Here is an 18,211-nt window from a genome sequence, read left to right as displayed (position 1 = left end):
ACTTCCTTTATTCGATCAATCATCATTTTACATGTTTAAAGTAGAGGCATATCTATATTTTATTTTTATCATACTATGATATTTTTCTTTTTAGCGTATGTGTGCAGGTGCACATTTCTATATTTCGCAGGTTTTTTATGTATTTTTGTATAAAGTACATTTTATTGTACTCTTTTAATTAAAGTACTATAATTTGTACTTTATCGTTTTTTTATTTTGCAAATATCCTATTACTTCTATTTATTCTCCAGTATTTTCTTTCATAAAGTACCTTTTATTGTACTTATCATTTGTATTTTAATCATTTTTGTAGTCATTTTATTATCATGGTGTGTTCTTCGCAGAAACAGTCTCTTCCTTCTCTTTATTTTATCCTTACTCTTATATCCCCCTACAAAGTCCATCTTATTTTCTGCCTTACTCTCCGTTTTTTTCATATAAATATATCTTTTTACTATATTCGCTTAACTTGTTAATTTCTCGTACAGTGGTACAGTGCATAAAAGCATCTGACCGGAACTCACAGAAAATACTGATAATCGTATCTGGCAGCTTACCTTCAAGCACACAAACATATCTACCCAACTTTGGATCAATCAGATAAAAGCATTCGCTACACAGTTCTACACCAAATAACTACTTTGCAATTTATCAGTAGGGGGCAATACTTCTCCTGATACAAGCAAGTCCTCACCCGCTGCTTATTGCTTTTCACAATTGAATCAGGAGACCGTTACTATTTACTCCGTTCTCAGCAACACGCTTCGCGCTGCGCAGAATTTATTCTGATCGCCTAAATTCGCGCAGTATGTCTCGGGTTTTCTGTGACCTTCACTCACAAAAAACACCTCGCGAAATGTTGCCAGTGAATAGTACAGCGAAAATTAAGTTTCTGCTATATTGACGCAGGATGATTTCTTCATCTACAAGGCAGAGGAATGAGGCATAGCGGTGACTACGGTGACCGACGACAACGCAGCAGATGGAAAATCAGACAATTCAATATGGCGGTTGGCGATTACTTAATATTCGCTGTACTATAGCAATCCTCGTAAATAATGCATTTAAGACAGTTCAGCAGAATGCGAAAGGCAAGGAAGATATCTGCAGGCGTACTGACGCACGGCAAAGATATCTGACGCAGGATTTCATCCTCTGATGGGCTGGATTAAGATGCATTATTTTAGAAGATTGCTATAGTAACAGAAGACTTACTTGATTCATTTAAAAACGCTTCTTCTCTTGCTTCATTTTCCCTTGAAATGCTATAATCCATAAAGAAAGTATTCGCAAACTCCCCGCAGTTTGCGGCTAGTGTACTGACCACTTGTAATTTATCATCTGATCGAAAGGAATATTTTATACATGAACACCACAAATAATCGCAACGATTTCTATAAAGAACAATTAGACAAGACTTTAAATGGCAATGAAAAGATTGAAACTGCCATCGCAGCACTCCAAAAAGAAACAAGCGAAGAAATGCTTGCTTATGCTCTCACAGTAATCCGCCGCAGAATGAAGGAGCAGGCGCAGCTGATCATTGCCATAGAACCTCCAAAAGGTGATGGTAAAATTTCTCTCCACGCGATCAAAACCAATGATGGAAAGCAATGGTGGGCTGCATTCACCAGCTTCGACGAAGAATTAAAAGGCAGTGACAAGATCATGTCCACATTTACTGCAGATATTGATAAGATTTTTGCTTCTGCATTGCAGGAACCGTCTATTGAGGGAGTCATTCTCAATCCATGGAACCGTACACTAATGCTGAACAAAACTCTTATCAACATTATCCTCGGCAATCCTGTATGACTCCAGGTCTGGCGGATAACAAGTCCAATGTTTCACGTGAAACACTTGGTATTTTACTGAAGTATAAAATCATTTAAGTAAACATTTGTTCCATATATTTTTTATAAAAATTGCGTGTCTAACTCATCACTGAAGTAACTGTAGCAATCCTCGTAAATAATGCATTTAAGACAGTTCAGCAGAGCGCGAATGACAATGAAGGTATCTGCGGGCGTGCTGACGCACGGCAAAGATATCTGACGCAAGATTTCACATTCTGATGGGCTGGATTAAGATGCATTATTTTAAAGGATTGCTATAGGATGCGATGCGCAGTTATTCAAGCGGATAAAAGCATCCGCTTCGCAACTTACTCATAACCAAATAACTACTTCGCAGTTTATCAGAAGGAACTTTCACTCCTTTTGATACAAGCAAGTCCCCGTCCTCTGCTTATTGCTCTTCGCAATTGAAGCAGGGGACTTACTTAATTCGGTTCAAAATCTGATTTCTATGTATCATGAAGCGTATTGGCGATGCCACTGTTCACTGGTAATATCGTAATATCCCGCAAAGTGGCTTTTGTGAACGAAGGTCGCAGGAAGCCCAAGACCATACCCCTCGACAATTTATGCGATTAACTTAGATTCTTTACATTGCGAAGCGTATTACTGAAAACAAACCAAACAGCAACTTAGCGATCGTTACAATATTCCGTAAGTTTTTTTGTAAACAACGGTCGCAGAAAGCCTGAGACCATACCGCGCCAATTTATGCGATTAACTTAAATTCTTTGCATTACGAAATGTGTTGCTAAAGACAGAACGACAGCACCTTGGCGGTCATTGTCAAGAACAGAATGGGCAGTAGTATCAGCAAACGTTACTGTTAACTGGTAATGTCCGGCGAGGTGTTTTTTGTGAGTGAAGATCACAGAAAATCCAAGACATACCGCGCCAATTTACGCGATCAGCATAAATTCTGTGCATCGCGGAGCGTGTTACTGAGAACGGAGCGAACAGTAGCCAGCAAACAATAACAAGGTTAGGGTTCCTACAAAAGCATTGTAAATTTTTCGTTCCTGTCGTATAATAAAGCAAAGAAATATTCAGAAAAAATCAGATCAGATACCTGAATTACGTTACATCTGTCTTGATTATTTTTACGAATTCCAGGAGGCTTTTTATGAAGAAAAATGGACACAGACTACTTACTCTTGCAGCTTTAGTCGGAACTGCCGCAGGTGTTATTCATATTGCTAACCGTTTCATAGATGCCACATCTCAGCTTAAAGACATGTTGGAACAGCCACATAGCAAAACCTATGACTGGCGTTTTGGAAAGATTTTTTATACAAAACAGGGACATGGCACCCCTGTTCTTCTTATTCACGATATCATGCCAGGTGCTTCCGGTTATGAATGGAATGCCGTAGAGAAGCAGCTCGCAACCGAACATACAGTTTACACCATTGATCTTCTTGGATGTGGACGTTCCGAAAAACCGGATATTACTTATACCAATTTTGTATTTGCTCAGTTACTCTGTGATTTTGCCAAGAATGTGATTCGCGAAGAAACCGATGTTATTGCCAGTGGTTTCTCAGGTTCTTTTGCGATCATGGCTTACCGTAACAATTCCGACTATTTCCGCAAGATCATGCTGGTCAATCCACCAAGCTTCAGTTCCCTGAAGCAGGCACCTTGTAAAGACAACAAGCTCTTTAAGTATTTTATCGAGCTTCCGATTTTCGGAACTCTGATCTACCATATGGTAGCTTCCCGCGAATCCATCAGCAGTCTGTTTATGGAAAAGCTTTTCTACAATCCCTTCCATGTAACAGATACACTGGTAGACACCTATTATGAATCCGCTCACAAGGGCGGTTCCAACGCCAAATATCTGTATTCCAGCTACATTGGCAAATACCTGAATATCAGCATTAATAATGCCGTAGAATCTTCCGATGCATGCATCTATATTATTTCCGGAGAAAAAGAAGCTTCAGCTTCTCTTATCGCAGAGGAATACCAGAAGCTAAATTCTTCCATTGAAACCGCTGTGATCTCGGAAACCAGACATCTTCCTCATCTGGAAGATCCGGAACATTTCCTGGAACAGGTATCTATTTTCCTGTAAAAACAGCTTATGATCCGGCAACAAAGACAAAATTTCTCTATAGTAATTTGGGAAATCAACGCATCAAAAGAACATTGTTCATGTTCGGAGCCGTTGAGCTTCATGCAGTAATTTGTGGAGATGCTATAAACCAGCAAAAAGCCAATAAAAAAAGAGTACTGTTTCACGTGAAACATGAATTTTCTCTCAAACAAACGTGAAACAATACTCTTTATTTTTTACCAGACTCACAGCATGCATCCGGACATTTCTCTTATCTAAGGGCCTGCTCCAGATACATGTGTGTTGTATTATCGATCAGCTTATGTGTCAACTCTGCCATATGCTGTGTACTCTCCTGATTCTCAGAAGACAACCATGTCTTAATCATTCCCACGCATCCATTCAGACAAAACGCATACGCATACTCAATATCACGGTTGTCCTTCGGAAGACGAATTGACAAGCGATGCAGCACTGTATCTGCGATCAGTTTTTCTATACGATTCACGAAAGCCATATCTCCATTCTTTCCAAGAAGTGCGATACAAATATCCTTATTATGATCCAGGATCGTAAATATCTGCTCAATAAAAGGATACGAGCTCTCCTTATTATTAAGAGGATCCAGAGGATAGTCTGCCACCAAATGCGTGATTTCCTCCATCAGTTCAGCCTCTATGGATTCCAGCATCTGATAGATATCTGTATAGTGAAGATAAAATGTGGAGCGGTTGATATCAACTTCTTCTACCAGTTCCTTTACCGTAATTTCCTTAATACTCTTCTTCTGCATAAGACGGGCAAGCCCCGCTCGCAACTGTGCCTTGGTCTTACGTACTCTTCTGTCAACTTTTTCCGCCATCTTAATCCCCCCTGCAATTCAAAAAAGCAAGCCTGTTTCCTCCATCACCTATTACTTACGATACTCTGCAACTGTCATACAATGTGCATCCTTCAAACGAGCAAAAGCATTCTCTTTCTCTACACTGATCTGCATGATACCAGAAATCTGCTGCGCAATTTAGTTGAAACAGAGGAATCCTGTCTGCATTTAATATTACCAACTGCACATAAATTCAAAGTAAATAAAGTACTTTTTGTCTATTATGCAGTTTTTTATTTGTAATAGACACTTCCATTATTTTCGTCTATTAATATACATTCAGTAAATTTTTAATGGTTGTATCTGTGGTATGTGTTTAGTATAATACATCACGTAAAGAAAATCAACACTTTGTTTGATAATGGAGTGCAAAGCTATTAATAGATTTTAATATGATTAATAGATTTCGTTACCATTACTGGAATAAAGTTTGATTAATCAACTATGTTTGATAATACAATTTAATAAGAAAGGGATAGGTAATATGATCAAAAACGAATGGAAAAGCTTACTTCGTAACAAGCTCATGCTTATCGTCGTAATCGCCATTATCGTAATCCCGATCATCTATGCAGGTCTGTTTCTGAAGTCCATGTGGGATCCTTACGGAAACGTAGACAGCCTGCCAGTGGCCGTGGTAAACGAAGACAAACCTGTCGAGTATAATGGCAAGACCCTGAGCATAGGTAAGGACATGGCGGATGAACTGAAAGACAACGACTCAATGGCATTTAACATTGTAGACAGCAAGACAGCAGAGGACGGTCTGGCCAACGGAACCTATTACATGGTTATCAAAATTCCGGAAAATTTCTCCGCAAACGCAGCCACTGTAATGGATGACGATCCAAAACAAATGGAACTGTCCTACGAGACTAACCCGGGAACCAACTATATCGCCTCCAAGCTCAGTGAGACAGCAATGCTGAAGCTTCGCGATAACATCGCTTCCAAGGTTACAGAAACCTATACAGAAACCGTTTTTGATTCTATCTCAGAAGCAGGTGACGGAATGCAGGAAGCAGCAGACGGATCCGGAAAGATCGAAGACGGACTGAATACAGCAGCTGATGGTAATACAACGATCACTAAGAACCTGAAAAAGCTTTCTACCAGCACTCTTACCTTTGTAAGCGGTGCTGACAGTCTCACAGAAGGTCTTAAGACCTACACCGATGGTGTTGCAAAGGTTAACGATGGCGCAAAGAGCCTGAACGATGGTGCAGGGCAGCTGAACAGCGGCGTTGCAACCCTCACAGAAAAGGTTCCTGAGCTGACAACCGGTGTGGATACTCTGGATAAAGGTGTTCAGCAGTACACCGCTGGTGTGGATGAGCTTAATAAAAATTCTGATGCATTGAAATCCGGCGCAAGCAGCCTGGAATCCGGTGCAAACCAGCTGAACAGCGGTGTTGCAGCTCTGACAGAAAAGGTTCCTGAGCTGACAACCGGTGTAGATACTCTGGATGAAGGTATTCAGCAGTACACCGCTGGTGTGGATGAGCTTAATAAAAATTCTGATACATTGAAATCCGGCGCAAGCAGCCTGGAATCCGGTGCAAATGCATTAAGTGCAGGTATTGATACTCTTTCCGACGGAGCAACACAGTATGTAGCTGGTGCTGACACTCTTGCAGATGGAACTGCCACCTATGTGGCTGGTGCTGGCAAACTCGCAGCCGGTGCAAAAAAGCTTGCCCCACTTGAAAACGGACTCACAACCGTTTCCAATGGTATCTCTCAGCTGAATACCGGTGTTACCAAAGGAACCGATGACTCACAGTCACTGATATCTGGAACACAGCAGTTGGAAGACGGACTGAAAACCCTGAATGATAAAGTTTCTGCTCTGAAAGAGGGAACAACACAGGAATCCATCAACAAGCTTGCAGCCGGCCTTACTTCCGCAAAGAATGGTATGGACACAGCCGCAGCTGGTATGAACAGTGCCGCAGCTGGCATGAACAATGCAGCAGACGGAATCAACAATGCGGCCGGATATATCACTCAGGCCGCAGGCATCACAAGCCAGACCAGCAGCAGTATCACAGACAGTCTGATCCCAGCTCTCCAGAATGCAGGCACACAGTTTTCACAGGTGGGTGATCAGGTCAGCAGCATCCTTACAGGATATGGACAGCAAACAACTGAAGCACTTACTGAGGCAAATACCAAGATTGGTACTGCCGGACAGACAATGACCGATTTAGCAGCACAGCTTCAGGCAATTCAGGCAACCGCTTCTGAGGACGGAACCATTTCCGCAGCAGCTCTGAATGATGTGATCAACGCTTTAAACAGCACAGCCGGTGGAATGACTGGCGTGGACGGTTCTTACATGAGCAGCTATTCTGATCAGGTTTCACAGCTTGCAGCTGGTGTATCCGGTCAGCTCTCTTCTACTCAGGAAAACCTGAATGCTGTTGCCTCCAAACTTAACGAAGCAGCTTCCGGACTGACTCAGATCTCCGGAGGACTGACTCAGGGTGCCGGTACACTTTCTGAGGGTGCAACAGCCATGACAGATGGTGCAAACCAGATGAGTGCAGGCGCAACAACCATGAATGCAGGTGCAGAGCAGTTATCCGCAGCTACAAGTCAGCTTCCTACAGATCTGATCGCTCAGCTTTCTGCAGGTGTTACCCAGCTGTATCAGGGTGCACAGGCTGTAAACACAGGAACCAAGAACGTTTCCGCAGGACTTCAGTCTCTGGAAGACGGCACTGCCAAAGCCTTCCCGGCTGCAGCAGCAGGAATCAAAGCTCTGAACAATGGATTTGACCAACTGACATCTTATGATAAGCAGCTCAACGACGGTGCAAAGAATCTGAAAACAGCCGGCAAACAGATCACTGACGCACTTCCAGATATCAAATCCGGTGCAGGTCAGCTGGCAGATGGTTCTAAGGCACTGACAGATGGAATCACAACTTACACCGATGGTATTGCAAAGCTTTCCGAAAACAGTGCTGCTCTTACAAATGGCACCAAGAAACTTTCAACAGGAGCCAAGGCTCTTTCCAGCGGTGCTGCTACTCTTGCAGATGGAACAAAAGCATTAGCCGATGGTTCCGGAACACTGACAACCGGAATCACAACCTACACCGATGGTGTTGCTAAGCTTTCCGAAAACAGCTCCGCTCTTACAGGCGGTACCAAAAAGCTCTCAACAGGAGCCAAAACCCTTTCCAGCGGTGCTACTACTCTTGCAAACGGAACTAAGACATTAGCAAACGGTACCTCAACACTTCTCAGCGGTACCGAGAAGCTTGTAAGCAACAACAGCACACTTAACAATGGTGCAAAACAGCTTGCAGATGGCGCTGCCCAGATTCAGAGCGGTTCCTCTCAGCTGTATGATGGCTCCAAGAAGCTTGGAAGCGGTATGAAAGAACTGAAGGACGGTTCCAAGACACTGACCACAAGCCTCAGCGATGGAGCTACCACTGTAAAAGACAATTCAGCAAGTAATGAAACGATCAAAATGTTCGCAACTCCTGTTGTAAACGACGAAACAAAACTTACCGATGTCCCGAATAACGGACACGCAATGGCACCTTACATGATGTCTGTAGGCCTCTGGGTCGGCGCACTGGCATTCTGCCTGATGTATCCTCTGGCTCAGTATAAGGGCAAACTGAAATCCGGTTTCGCATGGTGGGCAAGCAAGGCTTCCGTCCTTTATCCGGTAGCGATCCTTCAGGGAATCTGCCTGATCCTGCTGTTACGTGCATTTAACGGATTCACACCTGCAGAGATGGGCAAAACCGTACTCTTCGCCTGCCTGACATCAATGACCTTTACCTCTATCATGTACTTCTTCAACATTACTCTTGGTAAAGTAGGAAGCTTCCTGATGCTGGTATTCATGGTCGTTCAGCTTGCAGGATCTGCCGGAACTTATCCGGTTGAGGTTTCACCTTCATTCGTTGCAAAGATCCATGCATACGTTCCGTTTACTTATACGGTCGACGCATTCCGTGCAACGATCAGCGGTGGCCGGAGCATTACCACTTCCATTATTGTAATGGTTGCACTGTTAGTGATCTTCACGATCCTGACGATCCTTCAGTTCAATCACATGACCAAGAGAAAGAAAGCAGAAAAAGTTGTTCTCTTCGACTGGCTGGAAGAAAGAGGTCTTGCATAATACTTAGTTACTGACAGAAGCTCCCCCGAACCTTCTGTTAGATATAGAAAAAATTAAAACTGTACAGTTGCTCAGATGAGCTTCTGTACAGTTTTTTTATGTTGTCTCCACCAATTCTCCACGCTACAATTATAGCAGCTACAGAAAATCAAGCGGATAAAAGCATCCGCATTTGCTTAGATCTGATCAGGTAAATCCCTGCACAGTTACGCAAATCAAGCTGCGACAATTACAGAGACTTATCTGCAACATAAAATCTACGCATACATAAGAGACTTACATGCAACAAAAAATTCAACCTACACCGATAAAAAGCCAGGCACCGCAACCAAATACCGTATCCGTGCATACCGCATCACAAACGGTAAAAAAATATACGGACCTTATTCATCTGTAAGGACCGTAAAATAACAGCAACATAAAAACACCCCGGAAAATCCTGATCTGTGTGGTCTCCGAATATCTGATCATCAAACGGATATTCGGAGATCACCTTATTATTTGCGGATCTCCGAGGTGTTTTTATTTATTTTTTTAATATTTTATTTTTCCGCCTCAGCTGTTGGTGTTGCTGTGGCTTCTGTCTCTGTTTCACCGTTTACCATGGTTTCATATGCATTGAACATTTCTTTTACTGTCATTTTGTTTACAAGAAATACCTTGTCTCCAACGACAGCTGCATAATAGTTTGTGTCATATGTGTAGAAGGTAACGGTTGTCTGATTCTTGTCAGAGTCTGTGAATACAGCGGTCATCTCCGGGTCTGCAGCCGGTGTATAAGCCTCTGTCAGTCTCTTCTGTCCTGCCATGTTTATCAGCTTGTTGTAGAAAGTGGTAAAGGTGGTACTTTCTATTTCCTCCCCATCCAGCTGATAAGTTGTTGTTTCTTTCTCATTCCCGTCTTCATCTGTGGATGTTTCACGTGAAACATTTACAGTATTTGTTGTTTCACCGTAGGTAACCTGGAGCTGATCCAGATTTTTTACAGACAGATAATTGACGATCAGTGACCAGAGATCTGACGGCGTCTTGTCAATAACTGCACTCAGTGTATCTGTTGACATTGTATAAATCTGTTTATTATCTACCGTTACATATCTGCTGCCATCTCCTGCCTCATCACCGACGTAAATGACAAGCTGTTTATCCACTGTGGTTGTCTTGCTGTCTTCATCTTCTGAGCTGCTGTCCGTGTCTGTAGTGTCACTGTTCTCAGAATCGCTCTCAGAGGCCGTAGAATCGTTTTCCCCGGATTCTGTACTGTCTGTGCTGTCATCCTCCACCTCTTCCTGATAATCCACTGTAATCGTCGCATAGGGCTTATCAAGGCCATACTGGGAAAGATCCTCTGCATTGTAGTTTACAAACTGGTCAAATGCAAAGCTTCCAAGTCCGGAGGTTACGTTTCCTGCTGCCGTTGTATCGGCAGACTCTTTATCGCTGCTTCCGTCACCGGAAACATCCCAGGTAGCTCCGTCGGAATTTTCTTCCAAGACATAGGAATCTTTATCCTCGCTGACCTGGACCTTTTTCACTGTGGAAGAATCAATTGTCGGGAAATCTTCTCCCTGTGCATAATCGTAAAGGGAATTCATAAACGGAGATACTGTGTCCGCTGCCACTACATATACCGTGCTGTCATCATCAGCCCTGGAAATGTAATACTGATTCGTAGACGTATTCTCATCTCCGATGTTGAGCTTCGTTGTCCCATCAGCGGTATCCACAGTTACTGTGTTAGATGGAGAGTCCAGTCCGTATTCCGCAAGATTCTCCACATCCTCCAGGACTCTGTCCGCTTCCACCGTTTCGATGGCGGAAGCTGCGGAATCCAGAGTTGTCTGATTTACAGGAAAAGCAGTCTCATCCTTTTTCACCCAGGAATCATCTTTTTTCTCAAAGGTCACTTCCTTCTTGTCTACGATAAATTCCAGAGATTTAATGTCATCCGTTTTCACGGAAAACACTTCTGTTTTGCTTTCCTCTTCGCTGCTGCTCTCTGCCTTTTCTTCTTTGGATACATAGGTGTTCAGTCCCACATAAACGCCGCCGAGAACTGCCAGAACAACAACTGCTGAAACAAGTTTGGTCGATTTTTTCATTATGCTTTTCTCCTCTTAAGCCAGATCAGGAATCCTGCAACAAGGAACACTCCCGGGATCAGACCAATGGTACAGATCTTCCAGAAGGCTGCATCATAATCGGTTACTGTCAGACTTGTGGACTCAAGGCTCTTGGATGGAATAGAAACGGAATTACTGTCGTCCGTGCTGGTCATCCAGTTCAAGGACTCCAGAAGGAGCTTTTCATTTCCGCCGGATACCATCTGGTTCACCTGGCTCTCCATCAGATTTGCTGTGGAGTAGTAAACAATCTGTGTTTCCTTATCATCATCCAGTTTCTCTGTGATGGCAACCCCAAGATCAAACGGTCCGTCTACATCTCCGTCTTCCTTTTCGATATTGCTGCTCTGCATATTTGTTTTGGAGTAAGCCTTGTCAGAGGTTGTCAGGATACTGTCGATGGTTACAGTATCTCTTACATCATCTGTTTTCTGAATGCCCTGCGCATACGGTGCCAGCACATAGGAGCCTGCAGAAGCTGTCTCAGAGCTTGCATCTGTGCTGTTGACTGTTGGTACAAGATAATATGGCATTTGCATTCCATAATGCTGATTATCACCCTCAAATACGATTCCCTCTGCACACTTTACACCATAATTTTCAAGAACCGCATCAAAGTTCGGCAGATCATCCTGTGTATAATCCGAGAAGATCATAGCTTTTCCGCCTGCCTCAAGATAATCCAGGAGTTCTGTTTTTTCTTCCTCGGAAATATCGCTGGTCGGAGATACGATCATCAGGCAGTCTGCATCATCCGGAACTTTTCCCTCTGTGAGAAGGTTCAGCTCCTTGATATCAATGTTTGCTTTCTGGATATCTTCTTTAAAGCTGGAATCCAGATCTTTTTCTCCATGTCCGGATAAGGTATACATGATCGGAAGATCCTCTGATGTCACATAGCCGATCGCACTTGTGATCTGTCCTTCTCCATCAAATCCGGTAGTAGTCTGCTGCCAGGTATTATAGTCTACTGAAGAAGAATACATATCGTTGTAATTGATAACCTTGTTTCTGTCGCCGCAGACTACGATCAGGCTGTTTGACGCAAGATCATCGGTTGTATATTCCGATGTAAATTTCGGATTTACAACCGGGTCTTTTACCTCAACTTTAATATGCTTGGACTCATCTTTATAACGTGAAAGCAGATTGGAGATCGTGTCGTCCTCAGAACCGCTTGCCGCGATCTGATAAATGGTAACATCCTTATCCAGTGCCTTCAGTACCTTCTTTGTTTCATCACCAATGGTGTAAAGCTTGGATGAGCTTACATCCAGCTGTGAATATTTGGATGGGATCGCACCGACGATCATATTGATCACAACCACGATCACGATAAAGACAGCTGCCATAGCCATGCTGTAGGAACCGTTTTTGATATGTTTTTTGCTGATGGTGCCTACCAGCTTTTTCGGATCCGGTTTATGTTTCTTTTTGCCGGAGTCCTTTGCTGCCTCCGGTGCGGCTGCCTCACCTTTATTTTTCTTAAATTCCTCACTGAATTTCATTTCCATTCACCCCCTAGTTCCAGCGTCTCTTTTGAATGGACTGCATGGTAAGGAACAGGCAGATTGCAATAACAGAAATAAAATAAACAATTCCTGTCACGTCAAACACGCCGTTTGTAAAATTATCATAATGTCCACTCAGGTTAAATACGTTCAGTACCTTCTGGATACCACCCTGGAAAATACTGGATTTTACAACGTATACGATCACAAGGACAATCTCTCCCACAGCTCCGATCACTACAGAAATCAGGATGTTCTTGATCATGGTATAGATGATGATAGCGATCGCTACGATCAGAAGTCCGAATGCCACTGCGGTTGACATGGAGGTCTGTGAAAAGAATGAGGAAATTCCGTTCATCATGTAGAAAGCGAACAGGAATACAAAAGTAAGTACTGCTGCAATTACCTGGCTTTCTGTAAGCGCTGACATAAATACCCCTATCGCCAGATTCGCACATCCCAGAAGGAAAAATCCCAGGATCCCGGTGTATGCGGAAGCATAGGAAATCGTTCCGAACTTACTCATGATCAGAGGATAAACGCACATGATCACGACCGGAATGGCAAACACAGCTACCAGTGCAAGATATTTTCCAAATACGATATCCCATACAGATACCGGTGCGGTCAGAAGAAGCTGATCCGTTTTCTGCTTGCGCTCTTCTGCAAGTACACGCATGGAAAGGATCGGCACACCGATCAGGAACACAAAGGTCAGTGCGCTTAAAGTAGTTTCAAATTTTGAATAGCCGCCTGAAAGCTGATATGCGGAAAAATAAATTCCGGTCAGCACCAGGACAAAAAATATGAAGAGATATCCAACCATGGAGGTCAGATAGCTTTTCAGTTCTCTTTTAAAAATCGCTGTCATGACTGATCCCCCTCTTTCTCATCAGAAGCCTTCTCTGGTTCCTCAGTTTTTTCCTCCTGAGTTTTTTCTTCTTCCGATGATATATCTTCTACCGGTTTCCACTGTGAGCTTTCCGGTTTTCCGACGGATTTTTTCTCTCCTTCGGTAAGTTCAAGGAATACGTCCTCAAGGGAAACTCTCTTAACCTGCATCTCGTAGATCGGACAGTTCGCTTTTGCCATAGCGTAGAAGACTTTTTCACGGATATCCACATTTTCCTGAATGGAAAGTTTTGTTTTCCACAATTTCTCATCGCTGTCATAGGACATTTCCACTCCGGTTACGCCTTCGATCGTTTCCAGAGCTTTTCGAATCGTGTCTTTCTCGCCTTTTACCTTCATAAGGAGGCTGTTGGAGCCTGCTGCCAGACGTTCCAGATTATCCGGTGTATCGCTGGCTACCAGCTTTCCATGGGAAATGATCAGAACATAATCACACACTGCTCTTACCTCGGAAAGGATATGGGAGCTTAGGATAACCGTGTGCTTCTGCTTCAGACCTTTGATCAGGTCACGGATCTCGATGATCTGCTTCGGGTCAAGTCCTACTGTCGGCTCATCCAGGATGATCACCTCCGGATATCCCAGGATTGCCTGTGCAAGACCCACTCTCTGGCGATAACCTTTGGAAAGATTTTTGATCAGACGGTCTTTCATGTCTGTGATCTTTACCATATCCATGACTTCTTTTATCTGTTTGTCTTTTTGTTTTTTTGGGATTTTTTTCAGATCAGCCGCAAATTTCATGTACTCAAGAACAGTCATGTCAAAATAGAGCGGCGGCATTTCCGGCAGATAGCCGATACATTTCTTGGCTGCCTCCGGTTCCTCCAGAATATCATGACCATCGATCATCACTTTTCCTTCTGTGGAAGCAATGTATCCTGTGATCATGTTCATAGTTGTTGATTTTCCTGCACCGTTGGGGCCCAGGAATCCGTAAATTTTCCCCTTTTCGATCTGAAAGGAAAGATGGTCAACTGCAGTATGATCACCATACTTTTTGACCAGATTACTTACTTCGATCACTTTACTCTCCTCCTTTTATTCTCAGGGAAATACCTTTTTTAATTATCGATTTCCCATTTTATAAGATGCCAGAGGCAAAAGATCCTGAAACTGAAGCCCTTTGACTCTGGCGTCTTTTCAATACCAATAGAAAATGCCCCTGGATGAAACAGAGAATGGGGGAATCCAGGGGCATCTCTATCGGATTATAGTGTAGAAGTAATTTGTGATAAAAGTAGGATAAATTTGTGATAATTTTGTGAAACTCCCAGACAAAAGAATCTCCTGTCGGACAAATTTTGACTTTGTTCGACAGGAGGTATCTTATGCCAGTGGCTCTCTGAGCGGTGTTCCGGCTTTTCTCGGATATTTGCCCGGGGTGTTCTTTACCTTCTCGATAATGACCAGGGAGCGGCCGATCTCAGATCCCGGAAGGTCAAAGTACTGAATATCCCTGATCTTTCCACCAAGGATCTTTACTGCTTTCTCTGCTGCTTCTGCTTCTTCCTTTACAGAACCGGATTTATAGGAGACAAAAAGCCCTCCGACTTTTACATACGGGAGACAGTATTCAGACAGGGTTGCAAGTCCGGATACTGCTCTGGATACGCAGAGATCATATTTTTCTCTGTAGGCTTTGTTTTTTGCATATTCTTCAGCTCTTCCGTGAATGGCAGAAATCCCCTCCAGGCCCAGGAGTGCAAAGGTTTCTTCCAGGAATTTTACTCTTTTATTGAGGGAGTCCAGAAGGCAGGCTTCCACTTCCGGGAAGGCGATCTTCAGGGGAACACCCGGGAATCCGGCACCGGTTCCGATGTCCATAACGGTTTTTACATTGTTCATATCTACAGCCTTGACGCAGCAGAGGCTGTCCAGGAAATGTTTCACGAGAACCTCGTCAAATTCTGTGATACCGGTGAGGTTCATGACTTTGTTTTTTTCTACAAGATATTCGTAGAACCGGATAAACTGGTTTTTCTGCGTGTCATTGAGTGCGATCCCAAGCTCCTCGCAGCCTTTTTCCAGGATTTCTAAATTGTACATGCAGCTTCCTCTCTTATTTTCTGTGTTTTATTGTTATTCGTAACTGTTCAGTACCCTCACAGTTACGAGTCAAAATGCATTCCAAATCACCTTCGGTGATATCATTTTGCCTTATATGTCTCGGGATTTTGGCAAAAAAACGTGCCAAAATGCCTGCCTTCTGAATAGTTGCTGTTATTCTTTGTATTATCAGTGTTTGTGTCCGGATCTGCTTTCCAGATATACAAGAAGCACGGAAATGTCAGCCGGGGATACACCGGAGATACGGGACGCCTGGCCGATGGACACCGGTCTGTAGGCTTCCAGCTTCTGGCGTGCCTCAATGCGGAGGCTTCCTACATCTTCGTAATCAATGTCTTCCGGAAGCTTTTTCTGCTCCAGTTTCTTAAACTGCTCTACCTGCTTCATCTGGCGGCGGATATAGCCATCATATTTGATGTTGATCTCTACCTGCTCACATACATCTTCCGGAAGCTCCGGTCTTTCTTTATCAATGGGTGCAAGCACCTTATAGTTAAGCTCCGGCCGACGGATCAGCTCTGCAATGGTGGTTCCGGATTTCAGAAGGGTACTGTTCAGAGATTCCAGAAGGCTCTGTACCTCTGCAGAACCACCTACGGTTGCATGTTCCACTCTCTCGATCTCTTCCTGGATCCGGCGCTCTTTTTCCTGTAATTTATGGTATGTCTCATCATCGATCAGGCCGACCTCCCAGCCTTTTTTGCGAAGGCGGAGATCTGCGTTGTCCTGTCGGAGGAGCAGACGGTACTCAGCACGGCTTGTCATCATTCGGTATGGCTCATGGTTCTCCTTTGTTACCAGATCATCGATGAGAACGCCGATATATGCCTCTGAGCGGTCCAAAATCAGCTGTTCCCGGCCTTTTACCTCCATAGCCGCATTAATTCCCGCTATGAGGCCCTGAGCGGCTGCTTCCTCATATCCGGAGCTTCCGTTAAACTGTCCGCCGCTGAAAAGGCCCTTGATCTTTTTGAATTCCAGTGTGGGATAGAGCTGGCGCGGATTGATGCAGTCATACTCAATAGCGTAGGCATTTTTTACAATCTTGGCGTTCTCCAGACCTGGTACAGAATGGTACATCTCGTACTGAACATCCTCCGGCAGGGAGCTGGACATTCCGCCGATGTACATTTCATTTGTGTAAAGACCTTCCGGTTCGATAAATACCTGATGACGTTTTTTATCTGCAAAACGGACTACTTTATCTTCGATAGACGGACAGTAACGTGGTCCGGTTCCTTCGATCATTCCGGAATAAAGGGGGGATCTGTCCAGATTTGCACGGATGATCTCGTGTGTTTTTTCATTTGTATAGGTCAGCCAGCAGGATTTCTGCTCGATCTGTACGGATTCCGGGTCTGTGGAAAAAGAAAACGGTACGACTCTTTCATCTCCGAACTGCTCTTCCATCTTAGAATAATCAATGGTGTTTCCGGCGATTCTGGCCGGAGTTCCTGTTTTGAAACGGAACATTTCGATCCCCAGCTTTTTCAGGGAATCCGTAAGGTAATTGGCTGCCTGAAGGCCGTTCGGTCCCGTATAGTTGCTGACGTCACCGTAAATGCAGCGGGCCTTGAGGTAGGTTCCTGTACAGAGGACTACAGCTTTTGCGTGGTAGGTGGCTCCTGAGAAGGTTTTTACACCGGTGATGTGCCCGTCTTCTACCAGCAGTTCGGTCACTTCGCCCTGGCGGATGGTTAAGTTCTCTGTATTTTCCAGTGTCTTTCTCATTTGTGTGCTGTAGGCCTGTTTATCGGCCTGTGCACGAAGGGAATGGACTGCAGGACCTTTGGACTGGTTGAGCATTTTGGACTGGATGAAGGTTTTGTCTATATTTTTACCCATTTCTCCACCGAGAGCATCCAGCTCGCGGACGAGATGCCCTTTGGAGCTGCCGCCTACGTTGGGGTTGCAGGGCATAAGGGCGATGCTGTCTACGCTGACTGTGAACATGACTGTGTTGAGTCCTAAGCGGGCGCATGCCAGTGATGCTTCGCAGCCTGCGTGGCCGGCGCCTACTACTATGATGTCGAAAAACTGTTCCAGATTTTTCATGCTTTTTCTCCTTTATTTTTTTTCTTATTCTTTTTCTTTGTTTATTGTGTGATTGGGTTTTGGTTTTGTTTTTATTTTCTTGGCAGAGGGCCTGGTTTTTTTGCTTTGGGAAGCTGTGGAAAAACCGCAAAGGGGCCGTAAAGCCACGGCCCCTCTGCACACCCCTCGGGCTTTTTTTTAAGAGTTCTTGGGTTGTGGTGTGTGATACGGTGTTGACTTTTGTCTGTATGCTTCGGTATTGGATGTGGAACGTTGTGCCGAAGGGGTTTTGAGTTCTTGGGTTGTGGTGTGTGATACGGTGTTGACTTTTGTCTGTATGCTTCGGTATTGGATGTGGAACGTTGTGCCGAGGGAGTTTTGAGTTCTTGGGTTGTGGTGTGGGGTGCGGTGTTGACTTTTGTCTATATGCTTCGGTGTTGGATGCGGAACGTTGTGCCGATTGTTGTGATGGAACTGTAACGAGGTTCTCGATGTGCGGTGCACATCTGCGGGGTTGTTCCTGCTTCCGTCTGCCACATTTCGGCTCAGTGTTGAATTGCCAATACAGAAGCACACAGGCATAAGTTAGTATCTTTCAGCATTCCACAAC

The 18,211-nt window shown here is 44.0% G+C and carries 11 protein-coding genes; 3 read left to right on the top strand and 8 right to left on the bottom strand.

Features of this window, described 5'->3' with window-relative positions; all coding sequences use genetic code 11:
• Nucleotides 1-260: 260 nt before the first annotated feature.
• Nucleotides 261-437, bottom strand: a complete 177-nt coding sequence (locus tag MUB50_RS13690) for a hypothetical protein (protein ID WP_158293314.1) — start codon at nucleotides 435-437, stop codon at nucleotides 261-263.
• 928 nt (nucleotides 438-1,365) lie between these two features.
• Here MUB50_RS13690 and MUB50_RS13685 point away from each other — a divergent pair.
• Nucleotides 1,366-1,815: an SseB family protein gene (locus tag MUB50_RS13685; RefSeq protein WP_138276878.1), complete on the top strand. Its 450-nt coding sequence runs from the start codon at nucleotides 1,366-1,368 to the stop codon at nucleotides 1,813-1,815.
• Between the two features lie 1,164 nt (nucleotides 1,816-2,979).
• Complete coding sequence (locus MUB50_RS13680) at nucleotides 2,980-3,933, top strand: alpha/beta fold hydrolase (protein WP_138276877.1); 954 nt, start codon at nucleotides 2,980-2,982, stop codon at nucleotides 3,931-3,933.
• A 253-nt stretch (nucleotides 3,934-4,186) separates the two neighbouring features.
• Here MUB50_RS13680 and MUB50_RS13675 read toward each other — a convergent pair whose 3' ends face one another.
• Nucleotides 4,187-4,777 (bottom strand): TetR-like C-terminal domain-containing protein, encoded by a 591-nt coding sequence (locus MUB50_RS13675; protein ID WP_015526541.1) that lies wholly within the window; start codon nucleotides 4,775-4,777, stop codon nucleotides 4,187-4,189.
• Between the two features lie 505 nt (nucleotides 4,778-5,282).
• Between MUB50_RS13675 and MUB50_RS13670 the strand changes: the two genes are divergently transcribed.
• A complete protein-coding gene (locus tag MUB50_RS13670; RefSeq protein ID WP_244791650.1) occupies nucleotides 5,283-8,948 on the top strand; it encodes a YhgE/Pip domain-containing protein in 3,666 nt (1,221 codons plus the stop codon).
• 542 nt (nucleotides 8,949-9,490) lie between these two features.
• Here MUB50_RS13670 and MUB50_RS13665 read toward each other — a convergent pair.
• From MUB50_RS13665 to mnmG, 6 genes are all read right to left on the bottom strand, one after another.
• Nucleotides 9,491-11,050, bottom strand: coding sequence for a DUF4340 domain-containing protein (locus tag MUB50_RS13665; RefSeq protein WP_244791648.1), 1,560 nt, complete (start codon nucleotides 11,048-11,050; stop codon nucleotides 9,491-9,493).
• The gene (locus tag MUB50_RS13660; RefSeq protein ID WP_244791646.1) at nucleotides 11,050-12,579 is read right to left on the bottom strand and encodes a GldG family protein; all 1,530 of its coding nucleotides are present in this window, start codon (nucleotides 12,577-12,579) and stop codon (nucleotides 11,050-11,052) included. The genes MUB50_RS13665 and MUB50_RS13660 overlap by 1 nt, the downstream gene beginning before the upstream one ends.
• Nucleotides 12,580-12,592: 13 nt before the next feature.
• Complete coding sequence (locus MUB50_RS13655) at nucleotides 12,593-13,456, bottom strand: ABC transporter permease (RefSeq protein ID WP_244791644.1); 864 nt, start codon at nucleotides 13,454-13,456, stop codon at nucleotides 12,593-12,595.
• A complete protein-coding gene (locus tag MUB50_RS13650) occupies nucleotides 13,453-14,523 on the bottom strand; it encodes an ABC transporter ATP-binding protein (protein WP_244791642.1) in 1,071 nt (356 codons plus the stop codon). Before MUB50_RS13650 ends, MUB50_RS13655 begins: the two co-directional genes overlap by 4 nt.
• A gap of 303 nt (nucleotides 14,524-14,826) precedes the next feature.
• On the bottom strand, nucleotides 14,827-15,546 hold the full coding sequence (gene rsmG / locus MUB50_RS13645) for a 16S rRNA (guanine(527)-N(7))-methyltransferase RsmG (protein WP_118625701.1): 720 nt from the start codon (nucleotides 15,544-15,546) through the stop codon (nucleotides 14,827-14,829).
• A gap of 189 nt (nucleotides 15,547-15,735) precedes the next feature.
• Nucleotides 15,736-17,622, bottom strand: coding sequence for a tRNA uridine-5-carboxymethylaminomethyl(34) synthesis enzyme MnmG (mnmG, locus tag MUB50_RS13640; RefSeq protein ID WP_118516185.1), 1,887 nt, complete (start codon nucleotides 17,620-17,622; stop codon nucleotides 15,736-15,738).
• Nucleotides 17,623-18,211 lie beyond the last annotated feature (589 nt).

Source organism: Blautia sp. NSJ-140 (assembly GCF_022868965.1).
Classification (GTDB): Bacteria; Bacillota; Clostridia; order Lachnospirales; family Lachnospiraceae; genus Blautia_A.
This window is presented reverse-complemented; position numbering and strand designations above follow the sequence as displayed.